The 18923-nt window shown below is 44.9% G+C and carries 13 protein-coding genes and 3 pseudogenes; 7 read left to right on the top strand and 9 right to left on the bottom strand.

Going from position 1 to position 18923, the window contains the following annotated elements; translation table 11 throughout:
• Window positions 1–39 precede the first annotated feature (39 nt).
• From BCT34_RS23420 to BCT34_RS23410, 3 genes and pseudogenes are all read right to left on the bottom strand, one after another.
• Complete coding sequence (locus tag BCT34_RS23420) at window positions 40–2394, bottom strand: fatty acid cis/trans isomerase (protein ID WP_076654702.1); 2355 nt, start codon at window positions 2392–2394, stop codon at window positions 40–42.
• Window positions 2395–2589: 195 nt separating this feature from the next.
• Window positions 2590–4254 (bottom strand): annotated as a pseudogene (locus BCT34_RS23415) (VRR-NUC domain-containing protein).
• Window positions 4255–4311: 57 nt separating this feature from the next.
• A complete protein-coding gene (locus tag BCT34_RS23410; protein ID WP_076654703.1) occupies window positions 4312–5547 on the bottom strand; it encodes an OFA family MFS transporter in 1236 nt (411 codons plus the stop codon).
• A 594-nt stretch (window positions 5548–6141) separates the two neighbouring features.
• Here BCT34_RS23410 and BCT34_RS23405 point away from each other — a divergent pair.
• Window positions 6142–6522 (top strand): NADH:ubiquinone oxidoreductase, encoded by a 381-nt coding sequence (locus tag BCT34_RS23405; RefSeq protein ID WP_076654704.1) that lies wholly within the window; start codon window positions 6142–6144, stop codon window positions 6520–6522.
• Window positions 6523–6695: 173 nt separating this feature from the next.
• Here the strand turns inward: BCT34_RS23405 and BCT34_RS23400 are convergent, their stop codons facing one another.
• A complete protein-coding gene (locus tag BCT34_RS23400; RefSeq protein ID WP_076654705.1) occupies window positions 6696–7040 on the bottom strand; it encodes a YajD family HNH nuclease in 345 nt (114 codons plus the stop codon).
• Between the two features lie 286 nt (window positions 7041–7326).
• Between BCT34_RS23400 and yghU the strand changes: the two genes are divergently transcribed.
• Window positions 7327–8184, top strand: coding sequence for a glutathione-dependent disulfide-bond oxidoreductase (gene yghU / locus BCT34_RS23395; RefSeq protein WP_076654706.1), 858 nt, complete (start codon window positions 7327–7329; stop codon window positions 8182–8184).
• A 175-nt stretch (window positions 8185–8359) separates the two neighbouring features.
• Complete coding sequence (locus BCT34_RS23390) at window positions 8360–8683, top strand: DOPA 4,5-dioxygenase family protein (protein WP_076654707.1); 324 nt, start codon at window positions 8360–8362, stop codon at window positions 8681–8683.
• A gap of 101 nt (window positions 8684–8784) precedes the next feature.
• On the opposite strand, the gene BCT34_RS24535 is transcribed toward BCT34_RS23390, so the two are convergent.
• The 5 genes and pseudogenes from BCT34_RS24535 to BCT34_RS23370 form a co-directional block, all read right to left on the bottom strand.
• Window positions 8785–8937: a hypothetical protein gene (locus BCT34_RS24535; RefSeq protein WP_165690305.1), complete on the bottom strand. Its 153-nt coding sequence runs from the start codon at window positions 8935–8937 to the stop codon at window positions 8785–8787.
• 87 nt (window positions 8938–9024) lie between these two features.
• A complete protein-coding gene (locus BCT34_RS23385) occupies window positions 9025–10317 on the bottom strand; it encodes a HAMP domain-containing sensor histidine kinase (protein ID WP_083702837.1) in 1293 nt (430 codons plus the stop codon).
• Window positions 10314–10974: pseudogene (locus BCT34_RS23380) on the bottom strand (response regulator transcription factor). The gene BCT34_RS23385 and the pseudogene BCT34_RS23380 overlap by 4 nt, the downstream one beginning before the upstream one ends.
• A gap of 8 nt (window positions 10975–10982) precedes the next feature.
• Window positions 10983–11894 carry a sterol desaturase family protein gene (locus BCT34_RS23375; RefSeq protein ID WP_076654708.1) on the bottom strand — a complete coding sequence of 304 codons (912 nt, stop codon included), beginning with the start codon at window positions 11892–11894 and terminating at the stop codon, window positions 10983–10985.
• A gap of 11 nt (window positions 11895–11905) precedes the next feature.
• A pseudogene (locus BCT34_RS23370) lies at window positions 11906–12496 on the bottom strand (hypothetical protein).
• Window positions 12497–12676: 180 nt separating this feature from the next.
• On the opposite strand from BCT34_RS23370, the gene BCT34_RS23365 reads away from it, so the two are divergent.
• The 4 genes from BCT34_RS23365 to BCT34_RS23350 are packed head-to-tail and all read left to right on the top strand — an operon-like array spanning window position 12677 to window position 18888.
• The gene (locus BCT34_RS23365) at window positions 12677–13564 is read left to right on the top strand and encodes an ABC transporter six-transmembrane domain-containing protein (RefSeq protein WP_076654709.1); all 888 of its coding nucleotides are present in this window, start codon (window positions 12677–12679) and stop codon (window positions 13562–13564) included.
• The gene (locus tag BCT34_RS23360) at window positions 13554–14729 is read left to right on the top strand and encodes an efflux RND transporter periplasmic adaptor subunit (protein WP_076654710.1); all 1176 of its coding nucleotides are present in this window, start codon (window positions 13554–13556) and stop codon (window positions 14727–14729) included. The genes BCT34_RS23365 and BCT34_RS23360 overlap by 11 nt, the downstream gene beginning before the upstream one ends.
• Entirely contained in the window at window positions 14726–17854 is a 3129-nt protein-coding gene (locus BCT34_RS23355) for an efflux RND transporter permease subunit (RefSeq protein ID WP_076654711.1), read from the top strand. The genes BCT34_RS23360 and BCT34_RS23355 overlap by 4 nt, the downstream gene beginning before the upstream one ends.
• Window positions 17851–18888 (top strand): AraC family transcriptional regulator, encoded by a 1038-nt coding sequence (locus tag BCT34_RS23350; protein WP_076654712.1) that lies wholly within the window; start codon window positions 17851–17853, stop codon window positions 18886–18888. The genes BCT34_RS23355 and BCT34_RS23350 overlap by 4 nt, the downstream gene beginning before the upstream one ends.
• The last annotated feature ends 35 nt before the right edge of the window (window positions 18889–18923 follow it).

Raw genomic sequence — 18923 nt, 5'->3', positions numbered from 1 at the left:
AGACAGAGGATTTTTGTTTTTATGGTTTATGGATGATAACTAGCGGTTCTCAAAGCGGTTGTAATCCAACAAGCCGAACTCAATCGGTTGATCCTGCTGATACCAACGATGAACGCGGTCACTGAACGGCCAGAATTCGCTAGAGCTGCGTCGTACTGCAAACTTGTCCAGTAGTGCTACGTAGTCTTCTTCTGTATTCAAGTTTTGCAGCGTTTTCACAAGTACTGGTATCTCGCTCTCGGTTAACGACAAGTAAGCCGCTGGATAGCTTCCCACAACGCCTCTTACGAGGGTTAGGTCATCATTAGCGTAATCTCGGTTACCTTCTTCATTAAACAAGCTAGAAATGTTGCTGTGCGCGTTATTGTGAATCATAGTGAACAGCTGTTCTTCGCCGTTTTCTCCTTCAATCATGATCATCATTAATTGAGGCACATGACGTAGACCTTCTCCCTTGATCAGATTCACTTGATTAAGCTGTGCTTCATTTTTTCTACTAAAACCTGTATCGACGATATCAAAGCGATTATCAAGTACAGGTGAGAGTTTATCTTTGATCATATTAAGCAGTTCACGTTTAGGATCGGCCGTTTTGTAAACCACGCTAGTAGGTTGATCAAAAGGTGCAATGTTTCGCTGTAAGTAATCACTCAATTGTGCGCTTTGGTTTTTGTACCAACTAGAGTGTTCAAGGTGGCGAACGTCTTTAGGAAGAAGGGTTAAGAAGTTACTCTCACCTTCAAGGCGCAAGAAGTCCATGAACATGCGTGTGATCAGTTGGTGACCAAAGTTACCGTAAACATCAAAGCCAGCAACGAGAAGATAATGAATGCGCTCTAGCAAGGCATAATCAAGAATCCACGCGGTTTTTGGTTGCGTACCAACCAACCCTTGTACTACAGACGCGCTGTCAAAGTGTCTAAAGATGGTGAGAGCTGCATTCGGGTTAATGCCATCGCCATCCCAAATGATGCCTGTGTCTAGGTTTACGCCACTCTCAAACCATTGGTTGGTGAAGTCTGATTTCGCGTTTAGGTATCGCGCTTGTTGCTTCGCGTATCTTACCCAGTTGGTCACAGGGACGGTGTTACTCTCCAGTTCACTCGGTAGCTTTAGGTTTTTCTTTTGGCTCGCGTAGAAGGCGTTAATTTCCGGTAAATCAGCTTTCTCTGGGTCGATGAAGAAAACCCAGAAGCGGTCATTAATGACATTCAAGGCAAGTTGACCACGGCACACCGGCCCTTTGATAAAGGCCATGATGGTGTTTTGAGCATTGTCCAACATGAAGTGGAAGCGTGAGTTCACTGGTAGCGCTTCAAATGATGTCATCGGGTTAGCAGAAACATCAATGTCGTAACTAGGGAGTTGTTTTACAACGTAATTAGCATCGAAAAACCAAGTATTCCACTTTTGTAGACGCTCTTCATTCAACGCGAAAGGCATGTGTGTTTTGTCGACGATCGTGCCTTGTTCTGGAATCAGGCGGTAGTAGACACGATCTACTTTTGGGTCGTCATAAGGGCGACGGGTTGTGATGCGTTGCACCGCTTCTCCTGGAGGCGTTGCAGAACGAACGAGAGTGAAGAAACGTGTTGGTTGCGCTAAATCAGAAAAATAGACGTGAGATAGAAACAGGTGCTCATAGATGTAACGAGCCGAAAGTTGGCTTTTATTGTCACTCTTGTTTAAGAAGCTTTCGTAGACACTAACGAGCTCTTGTTCCGCATCACTTAGTGGAATATGGTCGTTCATCAAAGCGCCATTTTCCAGCCAACTCATTAAAGTCGCGTATTCGGTTTTATCTAGGTTTGGCATCCCATAAGGCATCCCCCAAGTTGGGTAATCTCTTTCGTATTGGGCGTACTCTTCAATAGTCGGGCACTGTTGGTCGCGGTCGGTTGAAAAATCGAACCCCTCCAGTTGGGTTTGATCCGGAAGAGGATGATTCTCTTTCTGGATCATCATACGAGATACAAGACCTGCATCGAGGTTAGCTGTTGAATTTTGCATGCGCTCATTAAGGACCGGATGAAAATCCGCATCACGCCACTCTTGAGTGGTTATAGCATCTTCAAACAAGCGAGTTGGAGCAGAGGCCGTTAAGCGGGTGCCTTGATAAACGAGTGCCTTGCTCGCGCCTCGGTCTATCCCTTCCACAGAAGACATTTTGAGTTGGCAAGGAGCATCATAACAAGCGTGACAAACCACACATCGGTTATCAATAATGGGTTTTACTTCGTTAATGAAGTGCTGTGCTTGCGCCGAAAGAATAGGTGCTTGGCGATCGCGAACTTGCTGTTCACCAAACAACTCGTCGAAGTTTAAACCCGCGTAGACGGCACAACCTGAGAAGACGCTAACAAAAGCTAAAATGAAGAGTTTTTTCAAATTCATACGTATTTAAATATTAGGCATTTTCTATAATTATATCGAAAATGATTGAAAATGCTCATGTTCTAACAATTTTGTAGACAAGATCTTGATGGGACAGAGTAACTTGTCGATGCGCGTCACTCGCTAGCGCTCAGAAAGCAGAGTTTAACCCTAGTTAGATTTAAGCGTTAAGAGATAATAGCTGGGAACCAAGACTCACTGATTGACGTAACAAACAGAAAAGGGGACAGACAATCGCTCAAACTCTTTGATCCAGCGCCACTGGTTGTCTTGCAGTTTATCGCCTGGTCCTTTGACTTCAATCCAATGAAACTCTCCGCCTTTGAATGCAATCAAATCAGGCATCCCTGTTCTAAATAGTTTTAAGTCACTTAACATCACCTTAAAGAGATCGACAACCAAGGCGTTGGGAATAGATTCAATGCTGTACTCGATGAGTGATTTAGGGAAGTAGCTCCAATGAACAAAGGGATTTGCAATGCCGTACTTCTGGTCGTAAATCTCGAGTAAGTGGCTCAGCCCATGTTTGGATATAGCTTGAAATACAGATTCAACCTGCTCAGTCCGTTTGTCTACAAAATCTGAGTGGTACAGATCCAGAGGTCGATGTTGGTATCGATTGATAAAAGCACCTTCGACATCAGAGAAAACGACATCCCAGAAAGCCAAACCGAACAAGCCACACAGAAAACTGTTCTCTGAAAAATAGACATCCCAACCTTGGTTTTCAAAATGCTGCTTTACTGCAAGCTCAACTCTCGTTTGGCTTAGGTCTAATTCCAGTTTTATCTCGTTGCAGCTCGGTTTTATGGTTCGTGGAACCTTGTGTCCGCGTTTTCTTAATAATCTTTGTTCAAGCTTTACGGCAAGCTCTAATTCCGAAACATCTGATGGGGTAGCTTGCATTTTCGTGACAATGTCACACATTAAGTCTAATTCGTCTTGTTTGTCATAGATCCGCGCAAGTCGTTCTCTGCTTGGAGGAAGTTCTGATTATTTGAACCAAAAGATAGCTTGGTCGTTTTGGTTGAGCCTTTCTAGATCGCGAGCAATATCATTGATCAATCGCGATCGTTTTCTAGCAATGCTTCTGTGTTCTGAATTGGCGGGAATCATTTGTAAAAGCTGTCTTAGAAACTCACCGTCTTTGCGGTCACCTTCTGAATACAGGCGTTGAACATCGCGCATTTGAATCAATTGATTGAGTTGCTCTCTAGAGGTAAAGAACCGACGCTGTTTGCTTAACGGGTAGTCTTCAAAGGTGTTGAGTCCAAGGTCGCTTAACACGAACTGGCTTAAATCTTGGTAACTATTGGCAAAAAACAGCAACAGCAATACATCAATTACCTGAGATTCGACCACGTAAATACAATCGAACGTTAGGCTTTGGAACTGATCAAAAGTTTGTGGTTCGAGCAAGGCTAACAGCTCGTCTTTTTTGGCTGTTTTGTTGATCTTAAGATGCGGGAATACATTCAACAGTTCAGGCTTGGTGAGCAGGTGTAATCCAAGTTCGAGTTGAGTAACTTCTATGTCATGCTTATCTGTTGGGTGACTTAAAGCAATGAAGCTTGAGGTGTTGAGTTCTTGTAGTGCGCTAGTTAAATCAGGAATCTCAACATAGTTGAGCTTATCGCTGCGAAACCAACAACCTTTACGAGAAAGCAAACGAACCATTAAGCATTGAGCTGAAATGGAAAGGCGTTTATAGGCTGACAACCAGCGACACTCATCTTCACTCAGAAGATCGGGGTAGAGCGTTTGAGCGTGTTCAACCAGTCGATTAAAGTTTTCGAGATAGTAAGTAGGGGGTAGTTGAAGAGTCGTTACGGTCGTCAATGGAGAAGTCGCTTGATACAAAAAGAGCCTAACCCTAAGGTTAAGCTCTTCAGTAACAAATTCAATCTTTTCTGTTGATTAAGCTTGTGATGCTTTTAGTTCAGCAACTTTAGCTTCAGAAATTGGCTTAGTGATGATTGCTAGAACAATACATACCGCCATCATTGCTGCAGAAATTGTGTATGCTAGGCCGTAGCTGTCGCCGTTAGTCATCGAGTAACCAACAACAGCTGTACCGATTGCACCACCGATACCCCATGCCGTGTAAAGCACGCCGTAGTTAGTACCGTAGTTTTTCAGGCCGTAGAACTCAGCAGTAAGTGTTGGGAATACAGCAAGTAGAGTACCGTAACCAACCGCTGCAACAGCAGTACCGATGATTAGCGTGAACTCAGTGTTAAACGTAGCGAATAGCGCCATGTTTGCACCTTGCAGAATGAACGCAAGTAGAAGAGTACGAACGCCACCGATCTTGTCAGCAAGCATACCAGCAGCAACACGACCGCCTGAGTTAAATACAGCAAGGATAGAAGCAAGGTAAACCGCGTTTGGTAGGTTTGCTTGAGCGCTTGCGATACTTGTGATGTTACCGATGATCATTAGACCAACAGAAGCTGCGAATGCGTACATGATCCATAGAGAGTAAAACTGAGGAGTCTTCAGCATTACTTTCCAAGATAGGTCTTCGCTCTTCTTAACAGCTTTTGGAGCTTGGCCAGCTTTTACTTTTGGTTCAGCTGGAGCGTAACCCGCTGGTGGGTTGTTGATTGTTGCTGCTAGAGGTACAGCGATTGCTAGTACACCAACACCAAGAATCTTAAAGCTTGTTTGGATGCCCATGCTCTCGATAAGAGCAGCAGTAACTGGAGCAAGGTAAATTGCCGCTAGACCGAACCCTGCTGCGATAAGACCGTTAACCATACCTTTCTTAGAAGGGTGGAACCACTTCATTGCAGAAGGAGAAAGACATGCGTAACCGAAGCCGATACCAGCACCTGCCATAACACCAAATGTGATGTTTAGCATTAGTGGAGAAGTCGCAAAGCCTGATGCGATCATGCCAAGGCCAGTAAGAGCTGTACCAAGAATTAGGATCTTACGTGGACCCATACGGTCTTGTAGGATACCAGCAACAAGAAGACAGATAGAGAATGTGATTGTTGCAGTCGCGTATGGTGCTGATGCTTCAGCTGCAGACCAGCCTTCACCTTGTAGGGCTTTGTTAAATACACTCCAAGCATACAGGATGCCAAGACAAAGGTTGATACAGAAGCCTGCTAGCAGGATACGTGTAGCTTTATCAATCTTGCTCATTTTTATTCTCAGTTTTGTCTTTAGTCTAGTGAGAGCCACATGACTAAAGACGGGTTATTGTGATTGTTTCTTCAAAATTAGTTTGCGTTTATCAACAGATAGCGCAAAAGAGCGCGGATTATAACCAATAAAAACGTGATTGGAATCTCTTTTTCCATTTTTGGTAAATTAAATTCAATTTGTTAATGAGTTGTTTTTTGTTGGTTTTTAAATTGTTTTACACACCTTTCTGTTTTGTTCTTTTTCGCTCTGGCTTCTTATTATTTCAGGGATTTTGAGGACAGCGTTTTTCATTAGACGCGTATTCCGTGCGGATATCACAGAGTTACAAATAATTTTAATTAATTTCGAAAGTTAATTTTGTGTAACAAAATAAATCGAAATGGTGCTTTGTTCATATGAGACAAGGAGTAACGGACTTTTATTAAAAACATAATGTTAAGTAATTGTTAAGGGTGGTTTTTGTTAGCACTCTTGCTTGCATTTTGTTCGATTTGAGGGGTTGTGTTGTCGAAAAAAAGTGGGAAAATAGTACGCAAACTGAGATTCCAAATTTGAAAGGATGCGTTTCCAACTTATGGTGAGGCGAGTATTATGAAACTGTTTTTAATTTTATTGATGTCAATTTCTGGTGGTGTAGCGGCAGCTGACCATATTCACTCTTTCCTATTCGGCTTCTATGTTGCGGCTCTAGCAGTTGGTAGTTGTTACTGGCTTGCATTCCGCAGTACTCGTTTCCCACAGTTGGCATTAGTGCTATTGATGTGTGGCTTTTTTGCGAAAATTGCAGTGACTGTTATCGGTGTTTCTTGGGGTATCTCGAACGATATCATTCAATCGCCGTTCATTTTCTCATTGTCATACCTGTTCTTCTTAGTAGTTGTGTCTTACGTTTGGTTTGCATACCGCGATAAATTGACGCAAAAACAGCGCGCTAAGCAGGTAGAAGAGTCTCGCAAACAAGCGGCAGCATAATTTGATTCTTAAAAAGCCTTCTTCGGAAGGCTTTTTTGATCTGGCTTGAACTTGACTGAGCTCTGGTTCAAAAGCAGATAAAAGAAACCCCAGTATGGTGACATACTGGGGTTTCTTGTTATTTGTCTATTATTCAGTAGTTTCTGACTACCAAATACAGTTCTGGGGGAGTGTTACTTCTTCATCATCTTTGCAAGGTCGGCGAACGGGTTGTGTGTCGCTGACTTATGATCATCTAAACTTGCTTTTGCATCCACACCATAACGCTCATGGTCAGTGTATTTTGAATGCTCGTGATCGTGACAGTATAAGCACAGTAGCTCCCAGTTACTGCCATCTTCAGGGTTGTTTGTATGGTCGTGATCCACGTGGTGAACGGTAAGCTCTCTCAAGTTTGAGTAAACAAATTCACGTGCACATTTTCCACAAACCCAAGGGTACAGTTTGAGTGCTTTTTCGCGGTAGCCTTTCTCTTGGCGAGCATACGCTGCGCTCGAACCTGTGTAATCAGAAGACATTGCCAAATCCTTATCAGTTGTAATCTCCCGATTTTATCACAGCTTTCTTGAAGCTGTCGGAATGTCGTTCGTAAAATCTTGGCTAAATGATGCGGGGAATTTGCCCACATTAGTCAGAAGTCTGAATACGGACTTGTCTTTTAAAAACGTCTGCTCTTAAGCGGGTTATGTCTTTCTGGAATAAGCCATGCTTAACAGATTGAAAATAAATCGTATTCAGGGGTTTTAACTACAGACATCTGACCTAATATCAGTTTGTGAGACCCTATATTAATAAGGAAATATCATGTCAGAACAATACACTCCGCCAAAAGTTTGGGTTAACGATACTGCTGGTGGTAACAAGTGGGCAAACATCAATAGTCCTGAATCTGGAGCTCGCTTTGATAAAGTGCTTCCTGTAGGTGATCATGCTTTTCAATTGTATTCTCTTGGCACACCTAACGGTCAAAAAGTCACGATTTTGCTGGAAGAGTTGCTAGCGGCGGGTGTTAAAGAAGCTGAATATGATGCGTACTTGATCAACATTGGAGAGTCGGATCAATTCTCTTCTGGTTTTGTTGGAGTGAATCCAAACTCGAAAATACCAGCACTTGTCGACAAGTCTGGTGATGAAGACATTAGTGTTTTCGAATCAGCTTCTATCTTGATGCACCTAGCTGAAAAATTTGATCACTTCTTACCAAAGGAAGGGGCAGCAAGAACACAAACCATTAACTGGTTGTTCTGGGCACAAGGTTCAGCACCATTCTTAGGTGGGGGTTTTGGTCACTTCTACGCTTACGCGGATGAAAAGCAAGAGTACCCAATTAATCGCTTTGCGATGGAAGCTAAGCGTCAGTTAGACGTGTTAGACAAACAACTCGCAAATAACACATTCGTGGCGGGTGACGAGCTAAGCATCGCTGATATCGCGATTTGGCCATGGTATGGCAACTTAGTGTTGGGCAATCTTTACGATGCCGCAGAGTTCCTACAAGTTGAGTCGTACACCAATGTTGTGCGTTGGGCTAAGCAGCTAGAAGCGCGTGAAGGTTTCCAACGCGGCCGCATTATCAACCGTTCATGGGGCGAAGCATGGGAGCAGCTTCCAGAGCGCCATTCTGCGGCAGATATTGATAACGTATTGAAACTAAAACCGTAGTCGCTTTAAATTCTATTGCTGTATACAACCAGAGTTTGTTTTCGATTACTTCGATTAATAGGCTCTGGTTTTTTCATATTATCAAACCTTTCCTATCAAGTTCACCTATTAAGACTTAGCTATTAAGGGCGGTTTAGGTATAAAATCGCGTATCATAATTCTAAAGGATGGTGCCATGTACCACGGTCATATCTATTTCCCTCTGCGATTTGCAGAGCAGGCAGAAACACTGCGTCAGAAAATTCTATCAGAGCGTAAAGATGTGTTGGAAACTTTTCCATTAATCCAGCGCTTGGTTGGCCCACATAAGATGCCAATGTTTGAGATTCATTTTGCTGATAAAGAGTCAGGTATTGTTGAATGGCTTGAGCAAGAACGCGGTGATATGTCGGTACTTATTCACCCTGTGACTGGTGGTGAAGAGACACTAGACCACACAGTTCGAGCAATTTGGCTTGGTCGTGAACTGGGTGTGTTTGAAGAAACACTGAGTAGCTAGTTTAATTTGCGCCCGACAGTTCGTATCTAAGCAAATAAACTGAGATGCTGTCGGGTGTGCCAAGAATCACTAACGTTTGAACTCTGTTCTTCCTTAAGTAACTAGCTTCTCCAACTATTTCCTAGTAGCAGCGATACCACTACCGACACACCTAATGCGATTAAGATGTTGGGTAAATTAAATCCCCAAATCGCGACACAAACCGCCACGGTTACCACAGCCCACAACAGTGTTTCTAAAATCCAAGTGCCCATAAAATAACTCCTAACTAGATTGTGCAACTAGCATAACCAAGCCAAGGTAAACTTTTGGTCACCACCAAATAACCATTTAGAAAATAGCTAAAGCATGACTTTGACGATGAACTCATTGCTGCGAACTTCATGAGTGAACTGCCACCCTTGGTTCTGACAAACACGTTCAATGAGCTCTAGGCCGATTCCAAAAGAGGTGTGCTGTTCAGAGTCGTTGGCTATGTGTTTGTCTTCCAACCGGTTGTTCACTTCAAACTGGTTTGCTGTCAGTGTGATATTGATATCTCCGCTGCCGCCGTGTTGGAATGCATTTCGGACCAAGTTGGTGAGTACAACCTCAGTCAGTTCTCGGGGAAGGGAGTGTTCGCCTTGGTCGACCTTAGTGTGGATTTCTACTTCTTTGTTTTTGAGAAGGTAGCGTTGGCTTTCGATGATGTTATTGAGTAGGGGGGCTAATTTGACTTGTTCGTAGGTCGTTTCTATTTCGTTATTGCGGCTCATCCACAGTAGCGTCGTTACTAGGCCTTTCATGTTAGCTGCTGAACGTTGGATTCGCGCTACCGTTCGTTGGCCGCTATTTGGAATGCTATCAGACAATCGAACCAGCATATCGCCACTCGCTGAAATGGTGGCAATTGGTGTTCTTAATTCGTGACTCGCGGCTCTTAAGAAAAAGCTCTCACGCTCATTGGCTTGGCGTTCGCCTTGAACACTTTTAATAAGCTGCGAAGCCAATTGGTCGATCTCTTTATATCGAAACTGAGCTAGCCCTTGAGTGTTCTCCACGTCCAGTGATTCAGACCATTTGGACAGGGTAATAATCGGTTTGGTGACTCGGTGTATAAGAAGGCGAATGATCAAAAATACCAAGAGTAAAAGGGCGCCAATAGCGATGAAGGCACTGTTTATTTGGTTCACGGATTCCGGAGGATTGAGCTCGAAAAGATTCAAATAGATCGCTTCATCGTACTCAGAAATGATGTACAAAGCTTCGTCCTTTCCAGCAATCTGATGCTTGGCGGCATAAAGGTATTGCCCCGATTCATTATCGGCTGAAGAGTAGTAATGTTCATAAATCGCATCGTTATTAAACGTATTCCAATCAAAAACTTGTTGAAACTTAGTCGGCACTTCTGAGTAGCTTAGAAAAGCTTGGAAGGTCGGGTTTTGGTAGTTTGGTAATTCTCCGGTTTCGATGTAACGCTGCTCTGCAACTTCCAACTCATACAAGAACCCATACTTTGCCGATTCATTTAGACCAATATGGTAGCTCTGTGAGACCATTAAGCTGTATATGGCAGTCAGTAACACTACAATGCCAAATAAGTAGACGTAGATATCACGTTTAATACTGACTCTATTCATGTGTGCGTGACTCATGACGGCTCCTCATGCAAGACAACACCAATGCCATGAACCGTGTGAATCAGCTTGGAGTCAAAGGGCGCATCAACCACTTGGCGAAGCTTAAACAGGTGCGCTTTCATGCTGTCGGAACTTGGCATCTCATCTTCCCATGCCTCTTCAAGTTTGGCTTTGCTCACCACGTTAGGGCTGTTACGAACTAACATTACGAGCATTCGCCAACATACCGGAGAGAGCTTCAACAGTTTGCCGCCTCTAATAGCTTGATGCTTGTCCAAGTCGAGTTTAAGGTCTGCCACGGACAATGAAGTAACGGAACCTTGAGCGCGACGCACCAGTGCCATTAATCTCATTTTAAGTTCTTCCATTGCAAAAGGCTTCACTAGGTAATCATCGGAACCTACTTCGAAACCGGCGAGCTTGTCTTGTAACGTGTCTCTTGCCGTTAACATGAGAATAGGAGTGGCGAAGTGATTGGCAGACATCGAGCCCATCCATTTTGGGCATATTGATGTCCGTTAAGATGATGTCATAACGTCCTTCTAAGGCGAGGTTAAGCCCTGCTGCGCCATTATAGGCAAAGTCGAGTTCGAAACCGTCGAGTTCCATGTAGTCTGCAATGGCTTCTGCTAAGTCGCTGTCGTCTTCAATCAACAGGGCGTTAATGCTCATAAGTGTCCTTACTTTGTCTCTCGTTCTCTTTTCCAAGCCCAGATCGGCGGCTGAATAAGAAGTTGTAGGCGGTGATTCCAATTTGGCGCATGCCATAGCTGTTGGCACAGTTTAACGTAGCCGTGGAAATATACCTTAAATGGGTTCACAGAGTTGATTCTAGGGAACACACCGTATCTGACTTCTTCCTCTTCTTTGGCGAAGGTGCCGAACATTCGATCCCAAATGATCAATATTCCAGCGTAGTTTTTATCTAAGTATTGCTTGTTAGTCGCGTGATGCACTCTGTGGTGTGAAGGAGTGTTAAACACGGCTTCGACAGGGCGCGGGAGCTTTTTCACTGTTTCAGTGTGTAGCAAAGTTTGAAACAGCTGAACAAAGGTTTCACACATCAACACAACAAACGGGTTAAAACCGAGAAGAATTAACGGCAAATGGAAAAAGAACGGGAAGAACCAATCCAAAGGCCCAAAGCGATAAGCGACAGAGATATTGAAGTAGGGTGAGCTGTGGTGTACCGAGTGTGTGCCCCAAGCAAAGCCGTTACTGTGCAGGAATCTGTGTTCCCAGTAGTACGCAAGATCGGCCAGTATCAAGCAACCAAGAACTGTCCAACCTGTGATTGGTAGTTGAGTCAGACTGAAATTCTCGTAGGCGTAAACAAACGCGCCTACATAAGCTAGCCCAACGAAGAAGACAGTGACCAATAAGAAGAACAGGGTGACTAAGTTGGTTGCACTGTCACCGAGCATATTCCAGCTCAGCTTTTTCTTGAAGGCATAGCGGATAAGCTCAAAGATAAACAGCGCCAGAGCAAGTAATACAAAATTGTCATCTACCCAAGTTTCGGTAAGGATGATGCTTGTTTCTGTGAATGTTTGAGAGAGAAAGATCCCAATGCTACCCATAGTAAAATCCATAACGAATTCCTTTACTGATCATTCTTATAATAGACGTATAACTCGCTAGAATCTGGCAACCCATGCTGATTCAGTTGGTGGTGTTCTACTACCATATCCACTTCTTTTAAAATCGCGATATCTTCCCAAGCTTTTGCTAGTTCTTGCTCTGTATGTTCCCCCTCACTTAGTAGCAGCGTGCCTTTGGCTTGGTTTGGAACCTGAATGAAGGGCTTGTTTTTATTTGGTGTTGATTGCTGAGTAGGGAAGCCAATGGTGATTGTTGCTTCGCTAAAGTCAGATTTGATGCCTTGATAGATCACCACGACTTTCTGTTGCTGTGCGATCTTCTCATCATTTGCTTCTAGGTTTTGGTAGAAGTCGACCCACAGCTTAGGCACATCCTCTAAAGGGATAGTCTTGCTCAAACCTTGCAGGTAAGTCGTATTTGCAGTCGCCTGTGGTTTTTCTTTTGATGACTATTGCTTTGAGGAGGCATTCGTTGGTAACTGAGCTATTGGTTGCTCAGTTGAGGCATCCGCAATCGCGGGCTGAATATGTAGTAGCCCCCAAACCGCACCAGTAATACCGACAGTCGTAAGTATTGAAGCGAATAATTTCATGCTCTTTCCTTGTTGTTCATTTTTCTTATCAAGGACAGTAAAGGAGTCGAGGTAAACAAAAGGTAACCGAGTTGGTTATTGGGTGAGTCTGGCGTCTAATTTTCTAATACAGCAATCTGGGACACTTTTTCCCATCTCGAATTGGTAATACTGACGTCATATTCATTTATGGGCTCAATAATGCTATTCAAACATCCCATCTCTCTGCTGACGATTATTCGGCTTGCTCCATTAAAGGTCGCTGCGACCTGGTTAATGGTTCTGGCTGAAAACGTGATGCTTATTCTGCTGCCACTGTTTATCGGTTACGCCATAGACGGTGTGCTGAACCAAAGTTTTCAACCTTTGATGATGCTGGCTGCGATTCTTTTTGTACTGGTGGTCATCAGTGTCGTTCGTCGTTTTTACGACACCCGCGTTTATGGTGTGATTCGCGTAAAGTTGGCGAACATCGTTGAGCGTAATTTGCGCGGGTTATCTGTATCAACCAAAGATGCTCGACTCACCATGTCGCGCGAGCTGGTTGATTTCTTAGAAGACGATTTGCCTGCTTTGATGACGGCCGTGGTTCAGCTTGTTGCGACTGTGGTGATTCTCTCCACATTTCACTTCTCATTGGCGCTTTGCATGTTGTTTGCTGGGTTGTCGATGCTTGCGATCTATGGCGTGTTCCACCGAACCTTCACGCGGCTTAATGGCCAATTTAACGACCAAGTCGAACAGCAGGTTCACCTGTTGAGCGGTGTTCGCTTGTCTGCGCTTCGTTGGCATTTTGAGCGACTTAAACAATGTGAAATCAAGCTTTCAGACACCGAGGCGATTGTCTACGGACTGATCTTTACTGTGTTATTTGGCGCAGTCGTGGGAAATTTGTGGATGGTGAGCCAGCTTATTGCACCGAGTGCAGGGCAGGTGTTCTCCATCGTTACCTATTCATTGGAGTTTGTTGAAACCGCGGTGATGCTGCCAATTACCCTACAAACCCTTTCTCATCTTACTGAAATCAGTCAGCGACTCAATCATACCTCTGTCCAACAGGCTACCAAGGAGATGCCTTATGAAGTTTAAAAAGCCACTTTCGGTACTAGTCGGTTGTGCGGCTATCTTTGTTGCCTTGATTGTTGTCGATCAATTGGAACCTGAGGCAGCGGAACCAGTGAAGAAGCAAGCAGTACTGGCACCGGTTTCTGTATTGGAGATGACACCCTCGCAGCACGAATCGACGTTAACGGTACTCGGTTTAACCGCTGCTCGTTGGCCAATTCAACTTAAAGCGTCGAGTAGCGCGCAAATAAAATGGCTGAATGAAACTATCGAGCCGGGACAATTAGTGACTAAGGGCGATGTGCTAGCGAGGCTAGATACCAGCGCCGTTGATGCGAACTTGGCGCAAGCGTTAAGTGCGCTAAAGCAAGCGGACCTGGAATTGAAACAGGCTAAGCATGAACAAACTGTCGCGCTCAAGATGCTCAACCCAAAAACAAGCTCATCCTTTGCACGCAGAGAGCCTCAAGTGCTTGCTGCGAAAGCCAACCTGCAACAAGCCCAACAAGCTTATGTCAGTGCGAAGAAGCTAGTCGAAGAGTCAGTGATTACTGCGCCTTTTGATGCGGTCGTCATGAAGCGTCACATTAGCCCGAGAGAGTGGGTAGAGGCTGGGCAAGTGACCTTTGAATTAGCTACCAGTGATTCGATTGATATCGAGCTTCCAATCTCTGAAATGCACTGGCAACAAGTGCAAGCTGCCTTGGTTAAGCCGAGTATTCGTGTCGTGAGTCGTTCTGGGAATCAATGGCCAGCGAAGGTGCGCTATGTGTCGCCAGAAGTGGATTCGGTGACTCGTCAAAGACAAGTAGTGCTATCGGTTGAGGATCCTTACCAAAACAAGCCAAGGCTTTTCCCTAATCAACAGGTTCAAGCTGTGGTTAACCTCGGTCTAAAAGATGACGTCGTCAGCGTGCCTTTGAGTGCAATGACGCGAGACGGGTATGTGTGGACGTTAGATACAGAAGATCGTCTACGAAAAGAGTCGGTAATGCTTGTTGGGCAAGGCAGTCAAGAGCTTGATATTCGCTTCAATGATCAAAGTAATAAGGCTCGACGCATTGTGCAATATCCGCTGTCTTCGATGCTAATTGGTAAACAAGTCGCGCCTAAATTCAATGAAATCCATTCTGAGGCAATGCTCGCGAGCAAACCTGATTCAGCACAGATTAAGGAATCAAACCAATGAGTTGGATGACAAAATGGTTCATTAATAACCCAGTCGCTGCCAATTTGTTGATGATGGCGATCGTGATCAGTGGTGTGCTGGCATTTGGACAACTGCGTGTCGAGTCGTTTCCGCAAATAGCACCATCTTCAATCAGTATCACCGTGGCTTATCCTGGCGGGACTGCACAACAGATTGATGAGAGCGTGACTCAACGAATCGAAGAGTCGATCAGCGGCATTGCTGGCATCAAACAGATCACCAGCCAATCGAGTGCTGGCGTGTCTAGAGTAGTGGTACGTAAAACCAGCAGTACAGATTTAGACAAGTTGTTGGATGACATTCGTAATCAAGTTAACGCCATCAACGGCTTTCCAGTGCAAGCAGAAAGACCGCAAGTGGTGCGTAACGAGTTTACCAACTTAGCCGCGTTTGTTGTGGTGTCTGGTCCAAGAACCGATGACGAATTACAACCTATTGCTAAGCAACTTGAACAAGCGCTGAAGAAGAACCCTCAAATTTCCAAGGTGTCAAATTGGGGAACTCGAACGCCTCAGTTGGTTATCGAGCCAGACCCAGACCAACTCAAGGCGCTAGGGCTGAGCTTGGAAGAGCTGGCAAGTTTGGTTGAGCAGCGTTCACTTGAGTCTCGTAGCGGTGAGCTAATAAGTGACAAAGGCCGAATGGTGATTCGTGGGGATGGTTATGCCGATGATTTGCAGAAGCTGAATCAGCTTGTCGTGATTTCGGGAAGCAACGGAAAAATATACTTGGGAGACATCGCCAAGCTAACCCGTGGCTACCAATACAGCGGCTCTATCGTGCGTAACAATGGTTCGAATGCCATTGCTTTATTGGTTAGCACGAGCCAAACCGATAATCTGCTTAAAGTCAGCGAAGCGATCAGTGAGACTCTGGATGCGCAACGTGCAATTCTGCCTTCGGATATTGAACTGAATACCATGGCTGATATGGCGCCTTACATTGAAGAACAGCTGTTTCGTTTGAGCGAAAACGCCTGGCAAGGCTTGTTAATTGTGCTGATCTTACTTGGGGTTTTCCTTGAGATTAGACTCGCTTTTTGGGTCGCGATGGGGATTCCGATTGCGCTGGCAGGGACGCTTGCCGCAATGCAGCTGTTTAACTACAGCATCAACGATATCACCTTGTTTGGTTTTATCTTGGTACTCGGCGTGTTGGTGGATGATGCCGTAGTTGTGGGTGAAGCGATACATGAAAAACGGATTGATTTTAATATAAGCGGAAAAACAGCCGCTTGGCAGGGAGTGCATTCCGTGTCGGTGGCAACTGTATTCGGTGTGCTGACAACCATTGCTGCATTTTCTCCAATGCTCTGGATTAACAATGAACTAGCTAAGGTGCTTGCTGGGTTTTCGGCCGTGGTGATCTTCGCTTTGATCTTCTCGCTGATTGAAAGCAAATTTATTCTACCTTCACACTTGGCTCAACTTTCAGTGAAAAAGCCATCTAGAAGCATTTTTGCCAAGGTTCAGAATGCCGCCCAAGGTGGGCTGCAGTGGTTTAATCTCAACGTCTACAAGCCTGTGTTGGAGTTTGCACTTGGCTACAAAGTGGCGTTTTTGCTTGGGTTTGTGGCGGTTGTTTCACTGGCTTATGGCATGTGGTCAAATGGGGCGATTCGAAGTGCTCTGTTCCCTGAAATTCCGGGGCGTTACATCACAGCGGTGATTGAGTTAGAAGACGGTGCACCATTGCCACTGCAGCGCCAAGCTTTGTTGCAAGTAGAGCAAGCGATGACAAAGGTTGAGAAAGGCTTAATGGAGGATTATCCGTTACAAGAGAAGCCTGTAGTCAACCTGTTGGCGTGGTCTGACGGCTATGGCGAAATTGAAGTCACTGCCGAGCTTACCAATGAATCTTTAAGCTCGTTGCCGGGCAATTTACTGTTAAAGCGATGGCGAGAAAGCACTGGTCAAATTGAAGGGGCTTACTCGGTTAAGTTCAGCGCAGCAGAGGAGCCTGCTGGTGGTACATTCTTAACGATTTCTTCGAATGATCGTGAGCTGGCGTCTCGTGTCAGCGAACAGCTAGCAGATACTCTAGCGTCGTTGAAAGGTGTTTCGGATGTTTATGATGATGGTCAGGATGGCTTACCCCAAGTTCGTTTGGTGTTGAATCAATATGGTCAACAGCTAGGGTTAACTCAAGCCACGTTAGCTCAGTTAGCTGGTGAAGCGTTTGGTGAGAGGGAGGTTCATCGCTTGTTAGAAAACGGACAAGAGACCAAGGTGCTGCTGCAATACCCAAGAGATGAGCGCAGAACCTTAGCTCAGCTGCAACAAGCCATCATTATGTTGCCTAACCGTGGCAGCGTGATGATGGGCGATATCGCTGAGTTCCGTCACGAGCAAGAACCGCAAGTGGTTTACCGCCGTGACCGAGAGCAAGTGATCAACCTCTATTGGAAGCAGAACCGCGACCTACAATCACCAGAGAAAACACGTGAGCAACTTGAGGATACGATTGAATCTCTCCAGCAACAATATCCAAGTGTAACGATAAAAGCGGGCGGTGAGTTTGAAGAGATAGGTGAAGTGTCGGATGGCTTTAAATCCGCAATGATTCTGACGCTGTTGATGATTTATATCTTGTTAGCGGTGCCTTTGAAGTCCTATTGGCAGCCAATGATCATTATGGCGGTCATACCGTTTGGATTCGCAGGCGCGATTTTTGGTCATTACTTGATGGACTTGCCGATCAGCATTCTTTCAATGTTCGGCATGATGGCCATGACGGGAATCGTGATTAACGACTCCTTGGTGCTGATCACTCGCTTTAATGCTGAATATCGCCAAGGCGTGCCCTTACAGAAAGCGTTGGTGATTGCAGGTACGAGTAGAATGAGGGCGATCTTCTTAACCACGATAACCACTGTGTGTGGGTTGTTGCCGTTACTGCGCGAAACTGCGGAACAGGCACAATACTTAAAGCCTGCTGCGGTATCACTAGTGTTTGGTGAACTGTTTGCTACTGCGGTAACGCTGATTTTGATACCCGTGCTGCTTGGTTTGTTTTGCCGTAAAGCACCTAAAGTTGAAGATCTAATCGAAAAAGAATCTGGCGAACAAGATTCATTCGAAGAACTCACTTTGGAGCGCTCATGATTGATTTTATAAAGGACAAAGACGATAGTGAAGCCAAGCGATCGAATCCAATCAAGTTGACAGAGACAAGAGCTTCTATGCCTGAGAATAAAGACCGTATGACGCAACAGAGCAAGTCTGACTATCACTCAGTACCCGGTTTTAAACTGGTGCCTGAGATTGCGTTGGTCGAGTCTTTACCAGAGCACCTTCAAAAACGCTTTAGCCATGCACTTAATTTAATGCATGAAGAGTGGGGTGAGCGTCGTACTTGGGAAGAGATAGCGACCGAGAGCGCCATTTCGCCTTACCATTTTCATCGCCAATTCACGGAACTGTTTAATGAAACGCCGGGTCAGTATCTGAGTCGCGTTCGTTTGCAAGTTGCGGTGAGTTTATTGATTAATGATGAACCTTGGAGCGTGATTGAAATAGCTCAGTATTGTGGATTCTCATCGTCGCAATCGTTAGGTAAAGCGCTTAAGCGTGAGTTGGGAGTTACTGCAAAACATATTCGAGAGATGGGCTATAACGCAACACCCAAGGAGACGGCGGGCTTCATTCAGAGATTGGCACATCCGGGCGTTCAGTCCTCAATCGAGAAAGAACTGGTTAAGTCTATGCCGACAGAGTTGGTTTGGTATCCAGAACGTGGAATGCAAAAACTCAAGCTAGATGATCCGGACTGGGATACCGTGTTTGAAACGTATGGTCAGAAATCGACAAACTTGATGGGCACAACACCTATCAAGCAGATGAGGAATAAGTGGGACGACATCGACGTTGAAATTGGAAATTGGCAAGTCGCGAAAGAGCGATACGACAAGATCATTCCAGAAGGTTATTACTTGTGTAGTGATGTTTATCTGGTTTCAGATGTAGCTTATAGCACAGCCTTAGAAGCGCTATTTAATGCGGTTAAGCAGCAAGATTTACAGTTAGACGTGAATGGCTATTTGGTGGAGATGATTCGCCATATAGATGATGACGAAGTGGAAGGAGTGACCTTCTCTTTCCAATTGCCCATCCTAACCATCCAAGACAGCGAACAATAAAAAGGCTCCTCAATTGAGGCTGTCTCTTGATCACA

Origin of the sequence: Vibrio sp. 10N.261.45.E2 (assembly GCF_002875705.1) — a bacterium.
GTDB lineage: Bacteria > Pseudomonadota > Gammaproteobacteria > Enterobacterales > Vibrionaceae > Vibrio.
The sequence above is the reverse complement of the archived record's forward strand: the minus strand, read 5'-3'. Positions and strand labels throughout refer to the sequence as shown.